We start from the raw sequence: 20,563 nt of genomic DNA, 5'->3' as shown, positions 1-20,563 counted from the left end.
CCCGCCTATGGTTCGTGATGAACATGATTTCCCCCGACGCGGCCGCTAACAGCAAGCGCGCCTGGCTGAAGATTCTGGCGCGCTACAAGAAGCCGGACCGGCGGCGCAGCGCCATCGAGCTCGCCATCACCCTTATCCCGTTTGCCACGCTCTGGGCGCTCTCTTCGGCCGCCTATGCCTATGGCCATTGGTGGGGGCTGGTCCTGATCCTTCCGGCGGCTGGGTTCCTGGTGCGCATCTTCATGATCCAGCATGATTGCGGCCATGGTTCCTTCTTCGCCAATCGTGTTGCCGACGACTGGATCGGCCGCGCGCTCGGCGTCCTGACCTTGACACCCTACGACTGCTGGCGCCGTGCCCACGCGACACACCATGCCGGCGCCGGCAATCTCGACGAGCGCGGCATGGGCGACATCCGGACCCTGACCGTTGCCGAATACCGGCGGATGTCCTGGCGTGGCCGCCTGGCCTATCGGCTTTACCGCCATCCGCTGGTGATGTTCGGTCTCGGGCCGATCTGGCTGTTCATCTTCTCGCAAAGGCTGCCTGTCGGCATGATGCGTGTCGGGCTGACGCCCTGGGTGTCGTCAATGACCACTAATCTCGCCATCGCGCTTGCGGCGGCCTTGCTTATCTGGGCCGTCGGCCCCGGTGCGTTCCTGGTTGTCCATCTGCCGATCGTCATTCTCGCCGGTTCGGCCGGCATCTGGCTGTTCTATGTCCAGCACCAGTTCGAGGAGACGGAATGGGCAAAGGATGACGAATGGGAATTCCAGCGCGCCGCCTTGCACGGCTCGTCCTATTACGACCTGCCGCCGGTGCTGAACTGGTTCACCGGCAATATCGGCGTCCACCACGTACACCACCTCTCCGCCAAGGTGCCGGGCTACCGTCTGCAGGAAGTGCTGCGCGATTATCCGGAGTTGCGCGGCATCGGTCGCGTCACGCTGCTCGAGAGCCTGCGCTGCGTCAAACTGGCATTGTGGGACGAAAACCGCCGCAAGCTGGTGTCGTTCCGTGAGGCACGGGCGGCGGTATAGCGTCTGCCTTCTCCCCGTCACTATACGGGATACGGGAGAAGGTGCCGGCAGGCGGATGAGGGGCAGCGCCGGGCTTTCAAAGTAATTTGAAAGCAACAGCGAACGACACCTGGATCTTAACCTCAGGCCGCCTGGCGCTCGTCGCGCATCAGCATCTCGCCGTGGCGGATTTCCGTGCCCAGCACCTTCAGGCATTCGCGGATGAAGTTGGACAGGCCGGGCCACCCCTTGGCCGACACCAGATTGCCGTCGACATGGGCGCCGGTCGGCGCGACATCGATGTAGATGCCGCCGGCCAGCGTCACTTCCGGTTCGCAATAGTGGAGCGCCGCCACTTCCCTGCCCCTTACCACGCCATCGACCGCGATCAGGATCTGCACGCCATGGCAGATGGTGAAGATCGGCTTGCCGGCCTCGTGGAAATGCCGCACCAGCGCCTGCACCCGCTTGTCGATGCGGATGTATTCCGGTCCGCGCCCGCCCGCCGCGTAGACGGCGTCGTATTTGGCCGGATCCACCTCGGCAAACGTCTTGTTGAGGATATAGTCGTGGCCGAGCTTTTCCGTATAGGTCTGGTGGCCTTCAAAGTCGTGCAGCGAAGTCTTCAGGACATCGCCCGCCTTCTTGTCCGGGCACACGACGTGGACGGTGTGTCCGACGGCATGCATGGCCTGTTCGAAAACGAAAATCTCATATTCCTCGCTGAACTCGCCAACGAGCATCAGTATCTTCTTGCCAGCCATTCCCGGTTCCTCCCTTGCGGCCATTTATTTCGGGTCACGAAATAAAGAGCCTATCCTAAGGGCAGGATGATGAAAGGGGAAGCGCAAATCGTACAATTGGTACGACCAGTTTCTTCGTCGATGGGCGACGGCGCCACAAGATCGGTTCGTAAAAACGAATATGGGCACTCAGACCCGAGGCCAGGCGGTCGCGGAATTACTGCTGCATCAGCTATTGCGAAGGCGCCGCCAGGAATATTTCGGGCCCTTCGGCTCCGGCACCGCGGCTGGCTGGTAATAGAGTCCCAACCCGCCTGTGCGGCCCTCTTCCAGGCGCTTCAACAGCACAGGGTTCGAGATCTCGAATTCGTCGAAGCCAAGCCGCAGCATATGCGGCAACTGGTCGACAAGAACCTGCCCGGTCGCGCGCACCGCGCCTTCGAAATGGTGGCGGCTGCGCAGCAATTCGCCCTTGGAGAAGGAGCGACCGTCGCTGAAAGCCGGGAAAGCGAGCGCCACCAGCGACAGTTGGTCGAGCAAGTCGGCGATCTTCTCGAGCTGGTCGCCGGGCTGCAGCAGGACGCCGAGCCGCTCCCTGGCGGAAAGGCGCACCTCCGGATCAAGATCGAGGAACGGCTGCAGCGGCAGGATGAAGCGGCCATTGCCGGAAAGCGCGTCCGCGTTTTCGGCATGGGCCCACTCATCCTCGCGAAAACCCTCCGGTGTCCAAAGCCGGGTCTCCGGTGTCGTCGGTCCAGTCATCAAAATTCCCAAAATTCGAAGAGCTCAAGGGTGTGTTGAAATTCAGGTCAGGCCACGTCGAAAACGGCTGCTTCCGAGAACCGGAGCGGAGCGTACTTGAAGTACGTGAGCACCGGAAGCGCAGGAAGCCGCCGGTTGCAGGCCGGCATCACCTGAATGGCAACATACCCTATAGTGATGCGTCGGTCAGCGACTTCTCCAGCCCCGACAGGTGAATGCCGCACTCGGTCTTGGCATGACCTGCCCAGCGGCCGCTGCGCGCGTCCTCGCCCGGCTGCACCGGCTGCGTGCACGGGAAGCAGCCGATCGACAGATAGCCATAGGCGACGAGCGGATTTTCGCGCAGCACATGCGCGCGCATATAGTCCGCCTGATCCGATGTCGTCCAATGCGCCAGCGGATTGATGCGGATGCGCGGGCCGACGGCCTCGAACACCGGAAGTGCTGCCCGTGTCGAGGCCTGGAAACGCTTGCGCCCGGTCAACCAGGCGCGGAAGGGTGCGACCCCACGCGCCAGCGGCTCGATCTTGCGCACATTGCAGCAGGCATCGGTGTCGCTCTGGTGGAGATTGCCCGTCGAGTCGATCCGCTCGAGTGCTGCCTCCTCCGGCTTGATGACCTGGATGTTGGTCAGCCCGAAATCGGCGACCAGCGCGTCGCGGTAGCCGAGTGTCTCCTCGAAATGCTTGCCGGTGTCGAGGAAGATGACCGGCAGCGACCGGTCGATCTCGGCGATCATGTGCAGCAGCACGGCGGAATCAGCGCCGAAAGACGACACGGCCGCGATTTCGTCGCGGAACAGTTCGCCGGCCGTGCGTTCGATGATCTCGAGCGGCTTCAGATGGCCGAAGAGCGCGTCGAGCCCCGCCGCCTTGGCGGCGACGCCGTCATCGACATCGACTATACGGTCAAGCGGCCTTGGCTTCGCCAGCATAGAGCGCCTCCTTGAACGGCGCGGGACCGACACGGCGGTAGGCGTCGATGAATTTTTCCTGTGGGTCGAGCCGAAGGCCGAGATAGGTGTCGACGATCGTCTCGATGGCATCGGTGATCTCATCGGACGAGAAGCCGCGGCCGATGATCTCGCCGACCGACGTGTTCTCGTCGGCGGAGCCGCCAAGCGTCACCTGATAGAGCTCGGAGCCCTTCTTCTCCACGCCGAGGATGCCGATATGGCCGACATGGTGATGGCCGCAGGCATTGATGCAGCCTGAGATCTTCAGCTTCAGTTCGCCGATCTCACGCTGCCGCTCCAGCGAGGCGAAGCGGCGCGAGATTTCCTGGGCGATCGGGATCGAGCGCGCCGTCGCCAGCGCGCAATAGTCGAGGCCCGGGCACGAGATGATGTCCGAGATCAGGTTGGAATTGGCTGTCGCCAAGCCGATGGCGACCAGGGCGTCATAGACCGCCTTGAGGTCGGCGCGCGCCACATGCGGCAGGATCAGATTCTGCTCATGGCTGACGCGCAGCTCGTCGAAGGCGTATTTTTCGGCGATGTCGGCCACCGCCTCCATCTGGCTGTCCGAGGCGTCGCCCGGCACGTCGCCGATGCCCTTCAGCGAAATCGTCACCGCCGCGTAGTCGGGATGGCGGTGCGTCACCACATTCTGGTCGAGCCACTCCGAGAAGCCCCTGGAATCGAGGCGGGCCAGCTTCACGGCCTCGTCGCCATCCGGCCGCCCGGTCAGTGCCGGCGGCGCGAAATAGGCCTCAATGGCGCGGATGTCGGCATCCGGCAGTTTAAGGTCGGCGTCCTTCAACTCCTGCCACTCGGCCTCGACTTGCCGGGTGATTTCCTCAACGCCGGTCTCATGGACGAGAATCTTGATGCGCGCCTTGTACTTGTTGTCGCGGCGGCCGTAGAGGTTGTAAACGCGCAGGATCGCCGTGCAGTAGGACAGAAGGTCAGCTTCCGGCAGGAAGTCACGGATTTTTCGCGCCACCATCGGCGTGCGGCCCTGGCCACCGCCGATATAGACGGCAAAGCCGAGTTCGCCGGCGGCATTCTTCTTCAAATGGAGGCCGATGTCGTGCGTCTGGATGGCGGCGCGGTCGCGCTCGGCACCGGTCACCGCGATCTTGAATTTCCTGGGCAGGAACGAGAATTCCGGATGCACCGACGACCATTGCCGCAGGATCTCCGCATAGGGGCGCGGATCGGCGGCCTCGTCGGCGGCAGCCCCGGCAAAATGGTCGGCGGTAACGTTGCGAATGCAATTGCCGCTGGTCTGGATGGCGTGCATCTCCACGCTTGCCAGATCACCCAGGATCGCCGGAATGTCCGACAGGGCCGGCCAGTTGAACTGGATGTTCTGACGCGTGGTGAAATGGCCGTAGCCCTTGTCGTATTTGCGGGCGATGTGGCCGAGCATGCGCAACTGCTTGCCGTTCAGCGTGCCATAGGGCACCGCGATGCGCAGCATATAGGCGTGCAGTTGCAGATAGACGCCGTTCATCAGCCGCAGCGGCCGGAACTGGTCCTCGGTGATCTCGCCGGACAGCCGGCGCTGGACCTGATCGCTGAACTCGGCGACGCGGGCCTGGACAAAATCGTGGTCGAACTCATCGTAACGGTACATGCTTCGTCTTTCAGGGCGCGTCCGCCCGTTTCACTTGGTATTCTGGCTAGGCTGTCCGCTCGGCCTGCTTGCCGAGGTCGCCACGGATCGTCGGGCCCGAGGCGCGGATCTTCTCACGCAGCCGCACCGGCTCGACCACGCCGTCGACGACTTCCGCGTCGATCAAGTTGACGTCGACCACCTCGTTGGCGGCAAACGCCTTGGCGCCGATCGCCTCCAGGCGATCCTCGGCCACCTTATCGTCGGCAAGGTCCGCCTGATCCACCGTCTCGGCCCAGCCGCCATCGGCGTACCAGACGGCAATGCCGTCGCCGAGGCGATTGGCAGTCAATATCTTCATGGCTGAACTCCTTCGGCAGCGACAGACGCACCTGCAACCCTGTGTGCCGCGAGCGGCTCGGATCGCTCGAAATTGGCCCCAGCGACAGCGTCGCCGATAATGGTCATGACCGGGCCGGAAAGATCGGCCCGTGCTTCCAGCGACGGCAGATCGGCCAGCGTGCCATGGAAACGGCGGCGGTTGGCAAGGCTGGCATTCTCGACCACGGCGACCGCCGTATCCGGCGAAAGACCGGCTTCGATCAGCCGGCCGGCAACCTCGGCGGCGACCGAGCGGCCCATATAGACGGCGACCGTGGCGCCGGAAATGGCGAGCCTGGCCCAGTCCGGCAGCGAATTGCCCTTCAGATCGTGGCCTGTGGTGAAAACCATCGACGAGGAGACACCGCGCAAGGTGAGCGGCAGCTCGAAATCGGCGGCGGCGGCAAAGGCCGCGGTGACACCCGGAACCACCTCATAGGCGATGCCGGCGTCACGCAGTGCCGCCATCTCCTCGCCGGCGCGGCCGAACACCAGCGGATCGCCCGACTTCAGCCGCACCACCCGCTTGCCCTGGCGGCCAAGTTCCACCAGCAGCGCATTGATTTCGGCCTGGCTCTTGGTATGGCAGCCCTTGCGTTTTCCGACCGCCAGGCGCTCGGCATCACGTCGCCCCATGGCGATAACCGCCTCCGGCACCAGCGCGTCATGGACGATGACATCGGCCTCCATCAGCAGGCGATGCGTCCGCAGCGTCAGCAGATCCTCGGCGCCCGGGCCGGCGCCAACCAGCGCGATGTGACCTGATGCCGGCGCGTTCGACAGGAGCAGATCAGTCGCCGCCTCATACGCTCGCGAAAGCTCGCCAGCCTCTATGGCACGCGCCGGCGCACCGCCGAAGAAGTCGCTCCAGAACCGGCGACGAATATTGCCTTTGGGCAGTCTCTCGGCGGCGGCGCGGAACGAAGCAGCGAGCGCCGCCAGCCCGCCGAACGACGGCGACAGCATGCGGTCGATGCGGCTGCGCAGCATCTGGGCAAGCACCGGGCCTGCCCCTTCGGTGCCGATGGCGATGGCGACCGGCGCGCGATTGACCAGCGCAGGGGTGAAGAAATCGCAGAGTTCCGGCCGGTCGACGGCATTGACCGGAATACCCAGCCGGCGCGCGTCCGCTGCGACGCGGCGGTCAAGCTCCCCATCGCCGCTGGCGGCAAACACCAGGACCGCACCGTCAAGTTGTGAGGCATCGTAGGCCGCCGCGATATGGCTGGCACCGGACTGGGCGATGAAGGCAAGCAGATCCGGTTCGGCATTTTGGGCGATGATGCGCAGGACCGCGCTCGACTGTCCGATCAGCCGCGCCTTGGCCAGCGCCTGATCACCGCCGCCGACAACGGCCACGGCTTCACCCTCGACCCGCACGAAGACGGGAAAGGCGTTGAGCTTGGCATCGACCTGCGGCATGTGAAACGCAATCCAGGAACAGTGTCGCGGTTTTACGCCCGGGCGCGAAAAACCAGAAGCAAAGCACTCGCGCATCCGGTGATGGCAGGCAATCGCTTTTCCGCAACGGCGAGAGGCAGGAGAAAAATATTCCGCACGGTGGGCGTGGGCGGCGTCAAGTAGCCGGTTCGAGCCTTCATTTTAGCGGATTTTAGCCGTCGGCGTCCTGCCTCGCAAAACAGTTTTTTTCAATTTATACTATTTTTGTAGATTAAAGATGTCCGCCGATCCTTGGGGTCCGCCGCCACGGCTTTCGGTTCACCTTGGGTTGGAACGTTGCCGGGCTGGAACGCGTTCCGAATAGTCTCATACTCAAGAAGGAGCGCTATCATGAATACGATCAGGTTGAAGCACGGTATCTGGGTTTTGGTGGCCGACGGCGAAAAGGCGCTCTTCCTCAAGAACGTCGGCGACAGCAAGTATCCCAACCTTGAAGTCATACAGGTGGTGGAGCAGGAAAACCCGCCCACGCGCGAGCAAGGGACCGACAGCCCCGGCCGATACAATGACGGCCCCTCCGTGCACCGCAGCGCGGTCGAGGATACCGACTGGCACCGCATAGGCAAGGAACGCTTCGCCGACGAGATCGCCGGCCGGCTTTACAAGCTCGCCCATGGCGGCGCCTTCGACAGCATCGTTCTCGTCGCTCCGCCGATAGTGCTCGGCGCCATGCGCAAGAAGCTGCACAAGGAAGTCGAGGACAAGGTCGCGGGGGAAATTCCAAAGACGATGACCAACCACGCTATCCCTGAGATCGAGGCTCTGTTGCAAGCAGTCTGACCGCGGACGGTCCGTCGACCGGGGAGGCGCGCACCGCGCTGGCATTCGACCGGACCGGCAGCCTTTCGGCCCGCTCGAGTATTTGTCGCCCCACCGCCGTTTTTCGCGCCTTGCGGGTTGCGTCACCGTCGCCCCTTCCACCATATTGCGCATGAGGCGGCGGCTCCGGGCGGCGCATATCCGACATCGCCAGCTTGAAAGGCGCGCAAAACACAATGCCGCATGACACGCCCCTTATCGCCACCATCGTCGCCGGTCTGGGGCTCGCTTTCATCTTCGGCGCTCTCGCCAACCGTTTCCGCATTCCGCCGCTGGTCGGCTATCTCGTAGCCGGTGTGCTGGTCGGGCCGAACACGCCCGGCTTCGTCGCCGATGCCAGTCTTGCCAACGAACTGGCCGAAATCGGCGTCATCCTGCTGATGTTCGGCGTCGGCCTGCACTTCTCGCTGAAGGATCTTTTGTCGGTCTGCGCCATCGCCGTGCCGGGCGCGATCGTTCAGATCGGCTTTGCCACGCTGCTCGGCATCGGGCTTGCCTGGATGCTCGGCTGGTCGATGGGCGCGGGTGTGGTGTTCGGCCTGGCGCTGTCGGTGGCCTCCACCGTGGTGCTGCTGCGTGCCTTGCAGGAGCGCCGCCTGATCGAGACCGAGCGCGGCCGCATCGCCGTCGGCTGGCTGATCGTCGAGGATCTGGCCATGGTGCTGGCGCTGGTGCTGCTGCCGGCCCTTGCCGGTGTACTGGGTGGCCAGGAGCAGGCGGATGTGCACTCGAGCGGCCTGCTGTCGCTGCCGGCCAGCTACGGCATCTGGGGCGTCGTTGGCATCACGCTGGCCAAGGTCGCCGCCTTCGTCATAGTCATGCTGGTGGTCGGCCGCCGGGTCATTCCCTGGATCCTGCACTATGTCGCCCATACCGGGTCGCGCGAACTGTTCCGTCTCTCGGTGCTGGCCATTGCGCTCGGCGTCGCCTTCGGCGCGGCCAAGCTGTTTGGTGTGTCGCTCGCATTGGGCGCCTTCTTCGCCGGCATGATCATGAGCGAATCCGAGCTCAGCCACCGTGCGGCGGAAGAATCGCTGCCGCTGCGCGATGCCTTTTCAGTGCTGTTCTTCGTCTCCGTCGGCATGCTGTTCGATCCGTTCAGCCTCATTAGCAACGGACTGCCGATCCTGGCCACGCTCGCCATCATCATCATCGGCAAGTCGCTGGCGGCGTTCGTCATCGTCGTCGCCTTCGGCTATCCGCTGGCGACCGCGTTGATGATTTCGGCCAGCCTTGCCCAGATCGGCGAATTCTCCTTCATCCTGGCCGAACTCGGCGTCGGGTTGAAACTTCTGCCCGAACAGGGTCGCGACCTGATCCTGGCCGGTGCGATCCTGTCGGTCGTGCTCAATCCGCTGATGTTCCTGGTCATCGACTGGATGAAGCCGTGGCTGGAGGCTCGTGCCGCCAGGACGACAGCGCCGGCGGACACAAAGCCGGTCGGTCCGGCGACCGAACCAGGCCAGGTGGCTTCGGTTGCCTCGACTTTTCAAAAGGAAGACGGCCCACCACCGAAGACGGCGCTCACCGGCCATGCCATCCTGATCGGCTACGGCCGCGTCGGCGGTCTCGTCGGCGCCGCGCTGAAGGAAGCGGCCCTGCCCTTTCTCGTCATCGAGGACGCCGACAAGACGCTGGCCAAGCTGAAAGCCGACAATATCGAGACCGTGGCCGGCAATGCCGCCAACGCCGAAGTGTTCGCCGCCGCCAATCCCGAAGGCGCCAGGCGGCTGATCCTCGCCATCCCCAATGCGTTCGAGGCCGGCCAGATCGTGTTGCGGGCACGCGCCGCCAATCCCAACATCAACGTCGTCGCCCGCGCCCATTCCGATGCCGAGGTCGACCATCTCAAGGGGCTCGGCGCCGACACGGTGATCATGGGCGAGCGCGAGATCGCGCGTGGCATTGTCGAAGAGGTATTGGGCAACCATGCTGGGCAAAAGCCAGTTCGCGATGCCATGGCGGAAGGCGCAGGAGCCGCGCCTATCGCTTCACAATCGTGAGGCCCGCTTCGATCAGCTATGTCCTGAAGGGCCGATAAATTCAGCGATGCGATCCAGGATCTCGCATGCCTGGCGAATGCTCAGGCTTGCGGTCCATTCATAAATCAGCGGCGACCCAACGATGTTGGTTTCCGTGAACGCCCATATCCACGAACCGGCTCGCTCACACGTGCTGGCCGCCATTGATGTGGATTTCCGAGCCGGTCACATAGGACGCCTGGCTCGAGCACAGGAAGAAGATGATGTCGGCGACTTCCGCAGTGGTGCCAAGCCGGCGCAGCGGAATGGTCTCGACGATCTTTTCCGTGCCCGGCGACAGGATCGCCGTGTCGATCTCGCCCGGCGCGATGGCGTTGACGCGGATGCCGTGCGGGCCGAAATCATGCGCCATTTCGCGCGTCAGCGAGCCGAGGGCCGCCTTCGAGGTCGCATAGGCGGTGCCGGCGAAGGGATGGACACGAGTGCCGGCGATCGAGGTGACGTTGACGATCGAGCCCCTGGCCGCCGCCAACTCCTTGAACAGGCCGCGCGCCAGCATGATCGGCGCGAAGAAATTGACCTGGAACACATCGCGCCAGACATGCATGGGCGTGTCGATCGAGTTCATGCGGCTGTTGCCGTCCTTGAGCTTCGGCGAAATCCCGGCATTGTTGACCAGCGCGTGCAGCTGGCCGCCATGCGATTCCAGCCGGTGACGGATCTCCGAGACCGCAATGCCGACATCCTCCTGGTCGGCGAGGTCGACCTTGATGTGGTCTTCCGGGCCAGCCGGCCATGGGCAATCCTCGGCAAAGGCCTGGCGCGAGCAGGTGATGACGCGCCAGCCCTCGCGCGAAAAGCGTTTGACCGTCGCATGGCCGATGCCGCGGCTGGCGCCGGTCAGCACGATGGTTTTTCTGGTGTCGAGTTCAGCCATGTCGCGGTCTCCGGGCCGGAGATGTAGCCGAACGCCGCGGCGCTGGCGAGAGGCGGATTGACGCCGCTTAGGCGACGGTCGCCCAAAACTGACCTCGGCCTTGGGAAACGACAGGCGTAAAAAAGCGCGTCCCATGAATCCGTTTCGACGCGACGCCCTTCGCGTCAGCCGCCGCCCAGAATATCCAGGATCGAGGTCCGCCGCTTCTTGAGCGGGCCGCCGACGCTGCCTGGCGGCACCGGATGTCCGACAGAGGCGGTGGCGCCGTCATCCGCCGGCATGTTGAAGCCATCGGCATCGACGGTCTGGGCCGGCCGCGCGACGCGGGCCGGCGCTGGCGGTTGCGCCGGCGCGGATGGCGCCTGCTGGCCGACGGACGCTGATGGAACCGGTGCCACCTGGTTGTTGTCAGCCGAGGGTATGTCGTCGGGCACGATCCTGTCGGCCGGTGTCGATTTCCAGGTGCCGGGCAGCGGCCGCACCGGCACACCCTCATGCGCGGCGACCATGAATTCGTGCCAGGCCTGCGCCGGCAGCGCGCCGCCGGTGACCTTCTTCATCGCCGTGCCGTCATCATTGCCGAACCACACACCGGTGGTGAGATTGGCGGTGTAGCCGACGAACCAGGCATCGCGCGAATTCTGGCTGGTGCCGGTCTTGCCGGCCGACGGCCAGGCGAAAGCCGCTTTCTTCGCGGTGCCGATCTCGACGGTGCCGGTCATCATCGAATTCATCATGCCGACGATCTCAGGCTTCACCACACGCGGCGCGCTGCCGCCAGCGCCGTCATAGAGTACCTTGCCGTCGGCGGTCGTGATGCGGCGAATGAAGTGGATGTCCGGCTTGTAGCCGCCATTGGCGAAAGGCACATAGGCCGAGGTCAGCTCCAGCGGCGTCACTTCCGAGGTACCGAGCGCGATCGATGTGTTGGCCTGCAGGTCGGACTGGATGCCCATGCGATGCGCGGCTTCCACCACCGCGTTCGGCCCGACTTCCATGGTCAGCTGCGCGGCAACCGAGTTCAGCGACTTGGCCAGCGCGGTCGCCAGAGTGACCTTGCCGAAGTACTTGCCGCCGTAATTGTCGGGCGTCCAGTTGCCGATCTTGATCGGCGCGTCGTTGCGCACGCTGTCGGGCGTGCGGCCGGCCTCAAGGGCCGCCATATAGACGAACGGCTTGAACGCCGAGCCCGGCTGCCGGCGCGCCTCCGAGGCGCGGTCGAACTGGCTGGTCGAATAGTCGTAGCCGCCGACCATGGCGCGCACCGCGCCGGAATCGTCGATCGACACCAGCACGCCCTGGGTGACGTTGAGCTTCTTGCCGCTGTCGTCGATCAGCCGACGGATCGACTTCTCGGCGAGCTTCTGCAGGTTCAGGTCGACGGTGCTGTCGATGACGATGTCGCCGCGCACGTCGCCGATCAGGTCGGGCAGTTCTTCCATGATGGTGTCGGCAACATAGTTTTCCGAGCCGGTCCAATAGGATGGCGAGCGTGTCGCCGGAGCGCTGAGCGCCGTCTTCAGTTCCTTGTCGCTGATCTTGCCCTCCTCGCGCATGGCGGCGAGCACGAGCTGCGAGCGTTCCTCGGCGGCCTTCGGATCGCGCGCCGGCGACAGCCGCGACGGCGCCTTCAAGAGGCCCGCAAGCAGGGCTGCTTCCGATAGGGTGACGTCGCGCGCGCTCTTGCCGAAATAGCGCCGCGAAGCCGCCTCGACGCCAAAGGCGCCGGAACCGAAATAGACCCGGTTGAGATACATTTCGAGTATCTGGTCCTTGGTGTGCTTGTGTTCCAGCCACAGCGCCAGCAACACTTCCTGCACCTTGCGTTCCAGCGTACGGTTGGGCTTCAGGAACAGGTTCTTGGCCAATTGCTGCGTCAGCGTCGATCCGCCTTGCGAAAAATGCCCGCCAAGCAGGTTGGTGACCATGGCGCGCGACAGGCCGATCGGATCGACACCGAAATGCGAATAGAAACGGCGATCCTCGATAGCGATGACCGCCTCGGGAATATAAGGCGACATTTCGTGCAGGCCGACGGCTTCGCCGCCGCTCATGCCGCGATTGGCGAGCAACTGGCCATCGGCTGAGACGATTTTGATGTTGGGAGCGCGGTCGGGGATCGACCATGTCGTGGCCGCCGGCATCTTGGCGCCGTAGTAGATGACGACGCCGGCCACCGCGATGCCGCCCCATATGGCGAGCACGAAGCACCAGTAGAACAGCCGGCCCAGCACGCCGAACAGGCCACGCCGGCTTCTGCCGCGTCCGCCGCGCGACGATTTCGCTTTCGACGATTTGCGTTTTGCGGAGGTTTTGCGGTTGCTCGGCACGACGCGGTCCTCCTCGCTCACCGAAAGACCGGCCGAGGACCGCGTCTGCGACGGTCCCTCGAAGCTGGGCTCGATGCGGCTGTCTCTGCGGTTCGCCATGCGCTGCGCTGTCTGTTCCCGATGCCTATGGCGCTTCGGTTGAAGAGTAGATGCGGCGATTTAAGGGCGGGTTAAGTCGGAAAAATTCAAAGCGATTGATAATCAAATGCTTGGCAGCCTGTCCATTTCCGAGATTGCGGATCAGGCGCCGGCAGGCGGTCGCGTCCGACGAGAGAGACCGATCAGAGCCATTGGTCGGAACGCCGGTATCCGGCAGTGGACAAGCCTTTGGTACGCTGTCACGCCATGGTCTCCGTCAGGGCGCGATCGCAAAATACAGCTTCGCATTCGACCGCGCCCCAATTCAATCCATCCCCAGATGATCACCTGGTGGACATGCGTCAACCAATCGCCGCACGGACCGAAAGCGCGGCCCTGGACGATTGCATTACCTCGCCGACATGGCAGTAGCAGACGATCTCATGCAGTTGGTGATCGGTCAGCTCGAAGAAGCGCTTGGCTTCGCCATAACTGTCGTCCTTCAGACCCTCGTCTTTCAAAATGGGGTCCGTAAAGGCAACCGATATCGGCGAGCCATCGCCTCGCATGACATTGCGCTCGGGCGGCGCACGGTATTCGGTTCCGGCAAGCGCTGTGAGCAGCCGGCGGGGCTCACGTTCGAGAAGTTCGGCCCAACGTACGAGACGCTGGGTTCGGCTCATTACCGGCTGTGTGACACTAATTTCGGCCACTGCATGCAGTTGGTCCAGTGTTTGGTGCTTCATGGCAACCTCCTATTCGTTAGGTTGGCTGGCCCCAAACGCCCTATGCCGGCATCATAGCGCCGAAGCGTCGATCCGTCATTCTAATTCCATTTCGGGTCGGTCTCTCTTTCGGCACTGCGCCGGTGCAATGGCGCTGCCTTGCCGGCGATTTTCAGCGCCACGGAATATCGAGAGCAGCGAGAAGAAAGCCAGCGTTCGCTCTTCGCATGTGATCGCCACCACGCTGTTCGACCGGTCGATGTCGGGGCCTTTCGGGCCGCCCTCCTCGGGATTGCCCCTGCCACGCAGGAAGGTTTCCTCGTCGAGCACGGCGACCGAGCGCGCGGGGCCCCGATGCCCATCGGCGACTGCTTGCCCCCGCATTGATGGTGCTGACTGAGCCGATGGCGCCCTCGACGGTCAAGCGCGATGCAAGCATTCCTGGTTTCAACGGCTGAGACCCGCTGCCTTCGCCAGATAGGGCGCCAGTGCCAGCGCGTAGGTCGCCGTCATGTGGTGGTAGTCGCGCCAGACAATGATGTTGCCGACGACCGCAGCGCAGGTTTGCTTGCCGCATAGAGCATCGTTCATGTCGACGACGCGGACATCCGGCAATGGCCCGGCGGCGAGCAAGAGAGCGAGCGCGGAGCGGAAGGCGCCGAATCGGCCCCGATATCAACGACTTCAGGCTATTCGAAAGCAGCTGGCCTCGCCAGCGGTACGCTCACTGGTCGTCATCGTCGCTGGCAGCAGGCCGCCAGCTGGTCGGTTCGACCTTCTTTTGCGTGTGGCTGTCGGTATAGACCCACCAGCCGTCGTCGCGGTACTGCGCGATGGATTCGTTGATCACGCCGTCGCTGTCCTTCCAGGTGACGGTGACCTTGGAGCCGTCGGTCGGCGCGGTCGATATCGGCTTACGGTCGGTCATGTCATCCCCTTTTTCCAGCCGGCAGAACGCCACGGCCGGCATCTGGTTCCAAACCGCCGTCGAGCGCGGATCGTCGCCGGGGCCCTCAGCTATGGGCGAAGATATCCTCCTCGCCCCAGCCCATCAGGTCAAGCTTGGCGCGTGTCGGCAGGAAGCGGAAGCAGGCATCGGCCTCCTTTGTGCGCCCCTCGCGCGCCAGCCTTCCCGCCAGCACCTCACGCAACCGATGCAGGTAGAGCACGTCGGAAGCGGCATATTCGAGCTGTTCGGGCGACAGCGTTTCGGCCGCCCAGTCGGACGATTGCTGCGCCTTGGACAGGCCGACGCCGAGAAGCTCGAAGCAGATGTCCTTCAGCCCGTGCCGGTCGGTATAGGTGCGGGTCAGCCGCGAGGCGATCTTGGTGCAGAACACAGGCTCGGCCATCACCCCGAACGCATTATAGAGCACGGCCAGGTCGAAGCGCCCGTAGTGGAACAGCTTGGTGATGTCGCGGCTCCTCAGCAGGCTGACGAGGTTCGGCGCTTTCTTCTGGCCCGGTGCGATCTGGATGACGTCGGCGGTGCCGTCGCCCGGCGATATCTGCACCACGCAGAGCCGGTCGCGATGCGGATTCAGCCCCAGCGTCTCGGTATCGATGGCCACCGCCCCGACATTGTAATGCGAAAGGTCAGGCAGGTCATTTTTGTGAAAGCGGATGTCGGCCATTGTCTTCTCCGGTCGAGCCAGAGCGTCCCTTGACCAGCAAGGGGCGCCGCAGCGCCTTGATTGTGGCCCGTCCTCGCCGCGATCGGCTGAAAAATCAACAGAAAGTTGGTTTTTCAGCCGATATCGCGATCTCTACGCCATCTCAGCGCGTCAGCGCGTCCAGAATGCGCGCCCAGGAACGCTGGCCCTTATGGAAGGAGCTGAGCTCGTATTTCTCGTTGGGCGAATGGATGCGGTCGTCGTCGAGGCCGAAGCCGACCAGCAGCGATTCCATGCCGAGATAGGTTTGGAAGTCGCCTACTACCGGGATCGAGCCGCCGCTGCCGGTCGTCACCGCCGGCTTCGGCCATTCGTCCGACAGCGCGGTCTTGGCCTTCGCCAGGAACGGTGAGTCGTAGGAAAGCTGGATTGCTGGCGAACCGCCATGGGGATGGAATTCGACCGAACAGTCCGCCGGAATGCGCTCCTTGACGAATTGCTGGAAGGCGGCGCGGATCTTCTTGGGATCCTGCTTGTGGACGAGGCGGAAGGACACTTTCGCCGATGCTTCCGCCGCGATCACGGTCTTGAACCCCTTGCCGGTATAGCCGCCGATGATGCCGTTGAACTCGGCGGTCGGCCGCGCCCAAGTCAGTTCCAGCACCGAACGTCCCTTTTCGCCCGACGGGATAGACAGGCCGACAGGTCCAAGGAAGGTCTCCGCGGTCTCGCCAAGCGTCTCCCATGATTTCAGCACCTGGGTCGGTGTCTCCTCGACGCCGTCGTAGAAGCCGGGAATGGTGATGTGGCCATCCTTGTCGTGGATGTCGGCCAGCACCTTGGCCAGGATGCGGATCGGGTTGGCAGCGGCCCCGCCATAGAGGCCCGAATGCAGGTCGCGGTCGGCGGCCCTGACCGTGATCTCCTCACCAACCAGCCCGCGCAGTCCAACGCAGATCGACGGCGTGTCACGGTCCCACATACTGGTATCGCAGACCAGCGCGAAATCGGCCTTGAGCTCCTCGGCATTGGCTTCGAGGAAAGGCTTCAGCGAGGGCGAACCGGATTCCTCCTCACCCTCGAACAGAATGGTGACGCGGCACGGCAAATTGCCATGCACCTGCTTCCAGGCGCGGCACGCTTCGACAAAGGTCATCAATTGGCCCTTGTCATCGGCCGAGCCACGCCCGGTGATCACCTTGTGGTCGGGTCCGACCTGCTTGATATCAGGCGCGAATGGATCGTTTTCCCACAGTTCGATCGGGTCGACCGGCTGCACATCGTAGTGGCCATAGAACAGCACATGCGGCGCGCCGACAGGCCCGTCATGATGCGCAACCACCATGGGATGGCCGGGCGTGTCGCGCACGCTGGCGTCGAAGCCGATCAACTTGAGCTCCGCCACCAGCCATTCCGCCGCCTTGCGGCAGTCGGCGGCATAGGCCGGATCGGTGGAGATCGACTTGATCCTGAGCAGGCCGAACAGCCGTTCCAGGCTCTGGTCGAGATTTTGGTCGAGACGGTCGAGGACGGGGGAAACTGCGGACATTTGCGAAGCCTTTCGATTCAGTGCCGGGACCGTAAAGGCAGAGCGGCGAAACGAAAAGCCCGGGACGATTGGACCACGACCCGGTATGGTCGCCGCAAGGCAAAAAAATGCCGCCGTGGTGGAGGGGGAACCACGGCGGCCTTTTACTCGAAACGATGCGGCAGCCCGGAGAGGGGGATAGGCTGCCGCAGTTGCCCGGGATAGGCGGGGGACGGGCCTTGCTCCGGACTTCGGCGAAAACTGCCGATGACGTGTATTTGGGTCTGTGAACGTGGCGATTCAAGGGCATCAACGTTACACTTTTGTAACGTGCTCGTGAGCGGCCCGGTGTAACCCGATCTGTCAGGGTGTTGACGGAACAAATCCCTGGCGATGTCTTTGGCATGGACCAAGCCATCGCGCCGCGCTATCCCTGCCGGCATGAAAAAAGGCGACCATCTCTTCCTTGTCGACGGCTCCGGCTACATCTTCCGCGCGTATCATGCACTGCCGCCGCTGACCCGCAAGTCCGACGGCCTTCCGGTCGGTGCCGTTTCCGGTTTCTGCAATATGCTGTGGAAGTTGATGCAGGATGCCCGCAACACCGATGTAGGCATTGTACCGACGCATTTCGCGGTCATCTTCGACTATTCCTCCAAGACCTTCCGCAACGACCTCTACCCCGAATACAAGGCCAACCGTTCGGCGCCGCCGGAGGATCTGATCCCGCAATTCGGCCTGATCCGCCAGGCGACCAAGGCGTTCAACCTGCCTTGCATCGAAATGGAGGGCTTCGAGGCCGACGACCTCATCGCCACCTATTGCCGGCTGGCCTGCGAGGTCGGCGGCGACACCACCATCATCTCCTCCGACAAGGACCTGATGCAGCTGGTCGGCGATACGGTCGGCATGTACGACCCGATGAAGGATCGCCAGATCGGCATCCCCGAGGTCGTCGAGAAATGGGGCGTGCCGCCGGAAAAGATGGTCGACCTGCAGGCGCTGACCGGCGACTCCGTCGACAATGTTCCGGGTGTGCCCGGCATCGGACCGAAGACGGCAGCGCAGTTGCTGGAGCAGTTCGGCGACCTCGACGGGCTGCTGGCCCGCGCCGGCGAGATCAAGCAGGACAAGAGGCGCGAAACGATCATCGCCAACGCCGACAAAGCGCGCGTTTCGCGCCAGCTGGTGACGCTGAAGAACGATGTGCCGGTGGCCGAGGGCCTGGACGATTTCGTGCTTCATGCCCCAGACGGGCCGAAGCTGATCGGCTTCCTCAAGACCATGGAATTCTCCTCGCTGACCCGCCGCGTGGCGGAAGCGACCGGCACCGAGGCCGGCGACGTTCAGGCCGTCGCGGTGATCGTCGAGCGCGCCGATGCCGCGCACGGGCCCGATGTGGGCGCGGGGGCACCGGACATTGCCCGAAACGGGGTTGGACCAGAGGCAGACGCAACTGCTACACCGACGACGCAGACACCTAAGCAGGGGGACACCCCTTCCCTGCTCTCCGCGCTGCGGCTGGAGGGCGCGGCGACGCGCAAGATCGACACGTCGGCCTATCATTGCGTCCGCGACGTCGCGACGCTGAAGGCCTGGATCGCCGAGGCGCGGGAGACCGGGATCGTCGCCTTCGACGCCAGGGCGACCTCTCCCGATCCGATGCAGGCCGAACTGATCGGCATGGCAATAGCCACGGCGCCCGGCCGCGCGGCCTACATCCCCTTCGCCCACAAGAGCGGCAACGGCGATCTGCTGGGCGGCGGCATGCTTGAGAACCAGATTGCTCTTCGCGAAGCGCTGGCGCTGCTGAAGCCGCTGCTCGAGGACAGGTCGGTCCTCAAGATCGCGCAGAACCTGAAATACGATCTGGTCATCATGAGCCGCTACGGCATTGATGTCGCGCCGTTCGACGACACCATGCTGATCTCCTACGTGCTCGATGCCGGCACCCCGCATGGTCACGGCATGGACGCGCTTGCCGAGAAATGGCTTGGTCACTCACCCCTCCAGATCAAGGATGTGACCGGCTCCGGCAAAAGCTCGGTCGGTTTCGACCAGGTCGGCATCGACAAGGCGACCGCCCATGCCGCCGAGGACGCCGATGTGACGCTGCGGCTCTGGCTGGTGCTGAAGCCCCGGCTTGCGGCCAAGGGCCTGGTCTCGGTCTATGAGCGGCTGGAGCGGCCGCTGGTGCCTGTGCTGGCTCGCATGGAACAGCGCGGCATCTCCGTCGACCGGCAGATCCTGTCGCGGCTGTCGGGCGAACTCGCACAAGGCGCCGCCCGGCTCGAGGAGGAAATCTATCAGCTCGTCGGCGAGCGCATCAACATCGGCTCGCCCAAGCAGCTCGGCGACATCCTGTTCGGCCGCATGGGCCTGCCAGGCGGTTCGAAAACCAAAACCGGCCAGTGGTCGACCTCGGCGCAGCTTCTCGAAGACCTTGCCGCCGAGGGCCACGAACTGCCGCGCAAGATCGTCGACTGGCGCCAGCTGACCAAGCTGAAATCGACCTACACCGACGCGCTGCCGGGCTTCATCCACCCGGACACCAAGCGCGTCCACACCTCCTACGCGCTGGCCGCGACGACGACCGGACGTTTGTCATCCTCCGACCCCAACCTGCAGAACATCCCGGTGCGTACCGCCGAAGGCCGCAAGATCAGGACCGCCTTCATCGCCGACAAGGGCAACCGCCTGGTCTCGGCCGATTACAGCCAGATCGAACTGCGCGTGCTTGCCCATGTCGCCGAAATCCCGCAGCTGCGGCAGGCTTTCGCCGATGGGGCGGACATCCACGCCATCACCGCCTCGGAAATGTTCAACGTACCCGTCGAAGGCATGCCTTCGGAAATCCGCCGCCGCGCCAAGGCGATCAATTTCGGCATTATCTACGGCATTTCGGCCTTTGGCCTGGCCAACCAGCTGTCGATCCCGCGCGAAGAAGCCAGCAACTACATCAAGAAGTACTTCGAGCGCTTCCCCGGCATCCGCGACTATATCGAGGAGACCAAGGCCTATGCCCGCGAGCACGGCTTTGTCGAGACGATCTTCGGCCGCCGCATCCATTATCCGGATATAAGGTCCTCGAACCCGTCGATCCGCGCGTTCAACGAGCGCGCCTCGATCAATGCCCGTCTGCAGGGCACCGCCGCCGACATCATCCGCCGCGCCATGGTGCGCATGGAGGAAGCGCTGGAGAAGGCAAAGCTGTCAGCCCGCATGCTCCTTCAAGTGCATGACGAACTGATCTTCGAGACGGTGGAGGCGGAGGTCGAGGCGACGATCCCCGTCGTGCGCCACGTCATGGAAAACGCGGCGATGCCGGCGGTGTCGATGTCGGTGCCGTTGCATGTCGACGCGCGAGCGGCGAATAATTGGGATGAGGCGCATTGACCTCATTTCGTCATCCTAGGGCGAGCGACGCGAAGCGGAGCGCAGACCCTAGGATCCATTCCGTGACATTGGTCGGAAGATGCAGCGGTGTAGAAAAGTTCTACGCTGGCGTATAGGCACGGGAAATTCGGCACCGCCGCAACGCTCTTCCATCGCGGCATGGATCCCAGGGTCTCCGCGACGTCGCTTCGCTCCTGCTCCGCCCTGGGATGACGAAGCTGGCGGCTAGCG

The 20,563-nt window shown here is 63.7% G+C and carries 18 protein-coding genes; 4 read left to right on the top strand and 14 right to left on the bottom strand.

The genetic code is table 11. The features are described from left to right. Positions 1-17 precede the first annotated feature (17 nt). Positions 18-1,040 (top strand): fatty acid desaturase, encoded by a 1,023-nt coding sequence (locus FJ938_RS16810; protein ID WP_140695500.1) that lies wholly within the window; start codon positions 18-20, stop codon positions 1,038-1,040. A gap of 122 nt (positions 1,041-1,162) precedes the next feature. Here the strand turns inward: FJ938_RS16810 and FJ938_RS16805 are convergent, their stop codons facing one another. The 6 genes from FJ938_RS16805 to cysG all read right to left on the bottom strand — a co-directional run bounded on the left by FJ938_RS16805 (position 1,163) and on the right by cysG (position 6,885). Continuing rightward, entirely contained in the window at positions 1,163-1,783 is a 621-nt protein-coding gene (locus FJ938_RS16805) for a DJ-1/PfpI family protein (protein ID WP_140695498.1), read from the bottom strand. Between the two features lie 207 nt (positions 1,784-1,990). After that, the gene (locus FJ938_RS16800; RefSeq protein ID WP_140695496.1) at positions 1,991-2,524 is read right to left on the bottom strand and encodes a DUF934 domain-containing protein; all 534 of its coding nucleotides are present in this window, start codon (positions 2,522-2,524) and stop codon (positions 1,991-1,993) included. A gap of 169 nt (positions 2,525-2,693) precedes the next feature. After that, entirely contained in the window at positions 2,694-3,458 is a 765-nt protein-coding gene (locus tag FJ938_RS16795; protein ID WP_140695494.1) for a phosphoadenylyl-sulfate reductase, read from the bottom strand. Beyond that, on the bottom strand, positions 3,433-5,103 hold the full coding sequence (locus tag FJ938_RS16790) for a nitrite/sulfite reductase (RefSeq protein ID WP_140695492.1): 1,671 nt from the start codon (positions 5,101-5,103) through the stop codon (positions 3,433-3,435). Before FJ938_RS16790 ends, FJ938_RS16795 begins: the two co-directional genes overlap by 26 nt. 46 nt (positions 5,104-5,149) lie before the next feature. After that, positions 5,150-5,443: a DUF2849 domain-containing protein gene (locus FJ938_RS16785; RefSeq protein WP_140695489.1), complete on the bottom strand. Its 294-nt coding sequence runs from the start codon at positions 5,441-5,443 to the stop codon at positions 5,150-5,152. Then, positions 5,440-6,885: a siroheme synthase CysG gene (gene cysG / locus FJ938_RS16780; RefSeq protein ID WP_140695487.1), complete on the bottom strand. Its 1,446-nt coding sequence runs from the start codon at positions 6,883-6,885 to the stop codon at positions 5,440-5,442. The genes FJ938_RS16785 and cysG overlap by 4 nt, the downstream gene beginning before the upstream one ends. A gap of 369 nt (positions 6,886-7,254) precedes the next feature. Between cysG and FJ938_RS16775 the strand changes: the two genes are divergently transcribed. Continuing rightward, entirely contained in the window at positions 7,255-7,704 is a 450-nt protein-coding gene (locus FJ938_RS16775) for a host attachment family protein (protein ID WP_140609217.1), read from the top strand. Positions 7,705-7,919: 215 nt separating this feature from the next. Beyond that, positions 7,920-9,746 carry a cation:proton antiporter gene (locus FJ938_RS16770; protein ID WP_140695485.1) on the top strand — a complete coding sequence of 609 codons (1,827 nt, stop codon included), beginning with the start codon at positions 7,920-7,922 and terminating at the stop codon, positions 9,744-9,746. Between the two features lie 163 nt (positions 9,747-9,909). Here FJ938_RS16770 and FJ938_RS16765 read toward each other — a convergent pair whose 3' ends face one another. From FJ938_RS16765 to FJ938_RS16735, 8 genes are all read right to left on the bottom strand, one after another. Beyond that, the gene (locus tag FJ938_RS16765) at positions 9,910-10,662 is read right to left on the bottom strand and encodes an SDR family oxidoreductase (RefSeq protein ID WP_140609221.1); all 753 of its coding nucleotides are present in this window, start codon (positions 10,660-10,662) and stop codon (positions 9,910-9,912) included. Positions 10,663-10,826: 164 nt separating this feature from the next. Further along, positions 10,827-13,091, bottom strand: a complete 2,265-nt coding sequence (locus FJ938_RS16760) for a transglycosylase domain-containing protein (protein ID WP_140695483.1) — start codon at positions 13,089-13,091, stop codon at positions 10,827-10,829. Between the two features lie 341 nt (positions 13,092-13,432). Continuing rightward, positions 13,433-13,816: a hypothetical protein gene (locus tag FJ938_RS16755; protein ID WP_140609225.1), complete on the bottom strand. Its 384-nt coding sequence runs from the start codon at positions 13,814-13,816 to the stop codon at positions 13,433-13,435. A gap of 75 nt (positions 13,817-13,891) precedes the next feature. Further along, positions 13,892-14,125, bottom strand: a complete 234-nt coding sequence (locus FJ938_RS16750; protein WP_181169124.1) for a hypothetical protein — start codon at positions 14,123-14,125, stop codon at positions 13,892-13,894. Between the two features lie 117 nt (positions 14,126-14,242). Beyond that, positions 14,243-14,428 carry an SGNH hydrolase domain-containing protein gene (locus FJ938_RS29525; protein WP_281407120.1) on the bottom strand — a complete coding sequence of 62 codons (186 nt, stop codon included), beginning with the start codon at positions 14,426-14,428 and terminating at the stop codon, positions 14,243-14,245. Between the two features lie 91 nt (positions 14,429-14,519). After that, positions 14,520-14,723: a hypothetical protein gene (locus FJ938_RS16745; protein ID WP_140695479.1), complete on the bottom strand. Its 204-nt coding sequence runs from the start codon at positions 14,721-14,723 to the stop codon at positions 14,520-14,522. Positions 14,724-14,808: 85 nt separating this feature from the next. Continuing rightward, positions 14,809-15,429, bottom strand: coding sequence for a ribonuclease D (locus FJ938_RS16740; RefSeq protein WP_140695476.1), 621 nt, complete (start codon positions 15,427-15,429; stop codon positions 14,809-14,811). A gap of 142 nt (positions 15,430-15,571) precedes the next feature. Further along, on the bottom strand, positions 15,572-16,957 hold the full coding sequence (locus FJ938_RS16735; protein WP_140695474.1) for a M20/M25/M40 family metallo-hydrolase: 1,386 nt from the start codon (positions 16,955-16,957) through the stop codon (positions 15,572-15,574). A 420-nt stretch (positions 16,958-17,377) separates the two neighbouring features. On the opposite strand from FJ938_RS16735, the gene polA reads away from it, so the two are divergent. Then, complete coding sequence (gene polA / locus FJ938_RS16730) at positions 17,378-20,332, top strand: DNA polymerase I (RefSeq protein WP_181169123.1); 2,955 nt, start codon at positions 17,378-17,380, stop codon at positions 20,330-20,332. Positions 20,333-20,563: the final 231 nt, after the last annotated feature.

Origin of the sequence: Mesorhizobium sp. B2-4-14, from assembly GCF_006442155.1 — a bacterium.
Lineage (GTDB): Bacteria > Pseudomonadota > Alphaproteobacteria > Rhizobiales > Rhizobiaceae > Mesorhizobium.
This window is presented reverse-complemented; position numbering and strand designations above follow the sequence as displayed.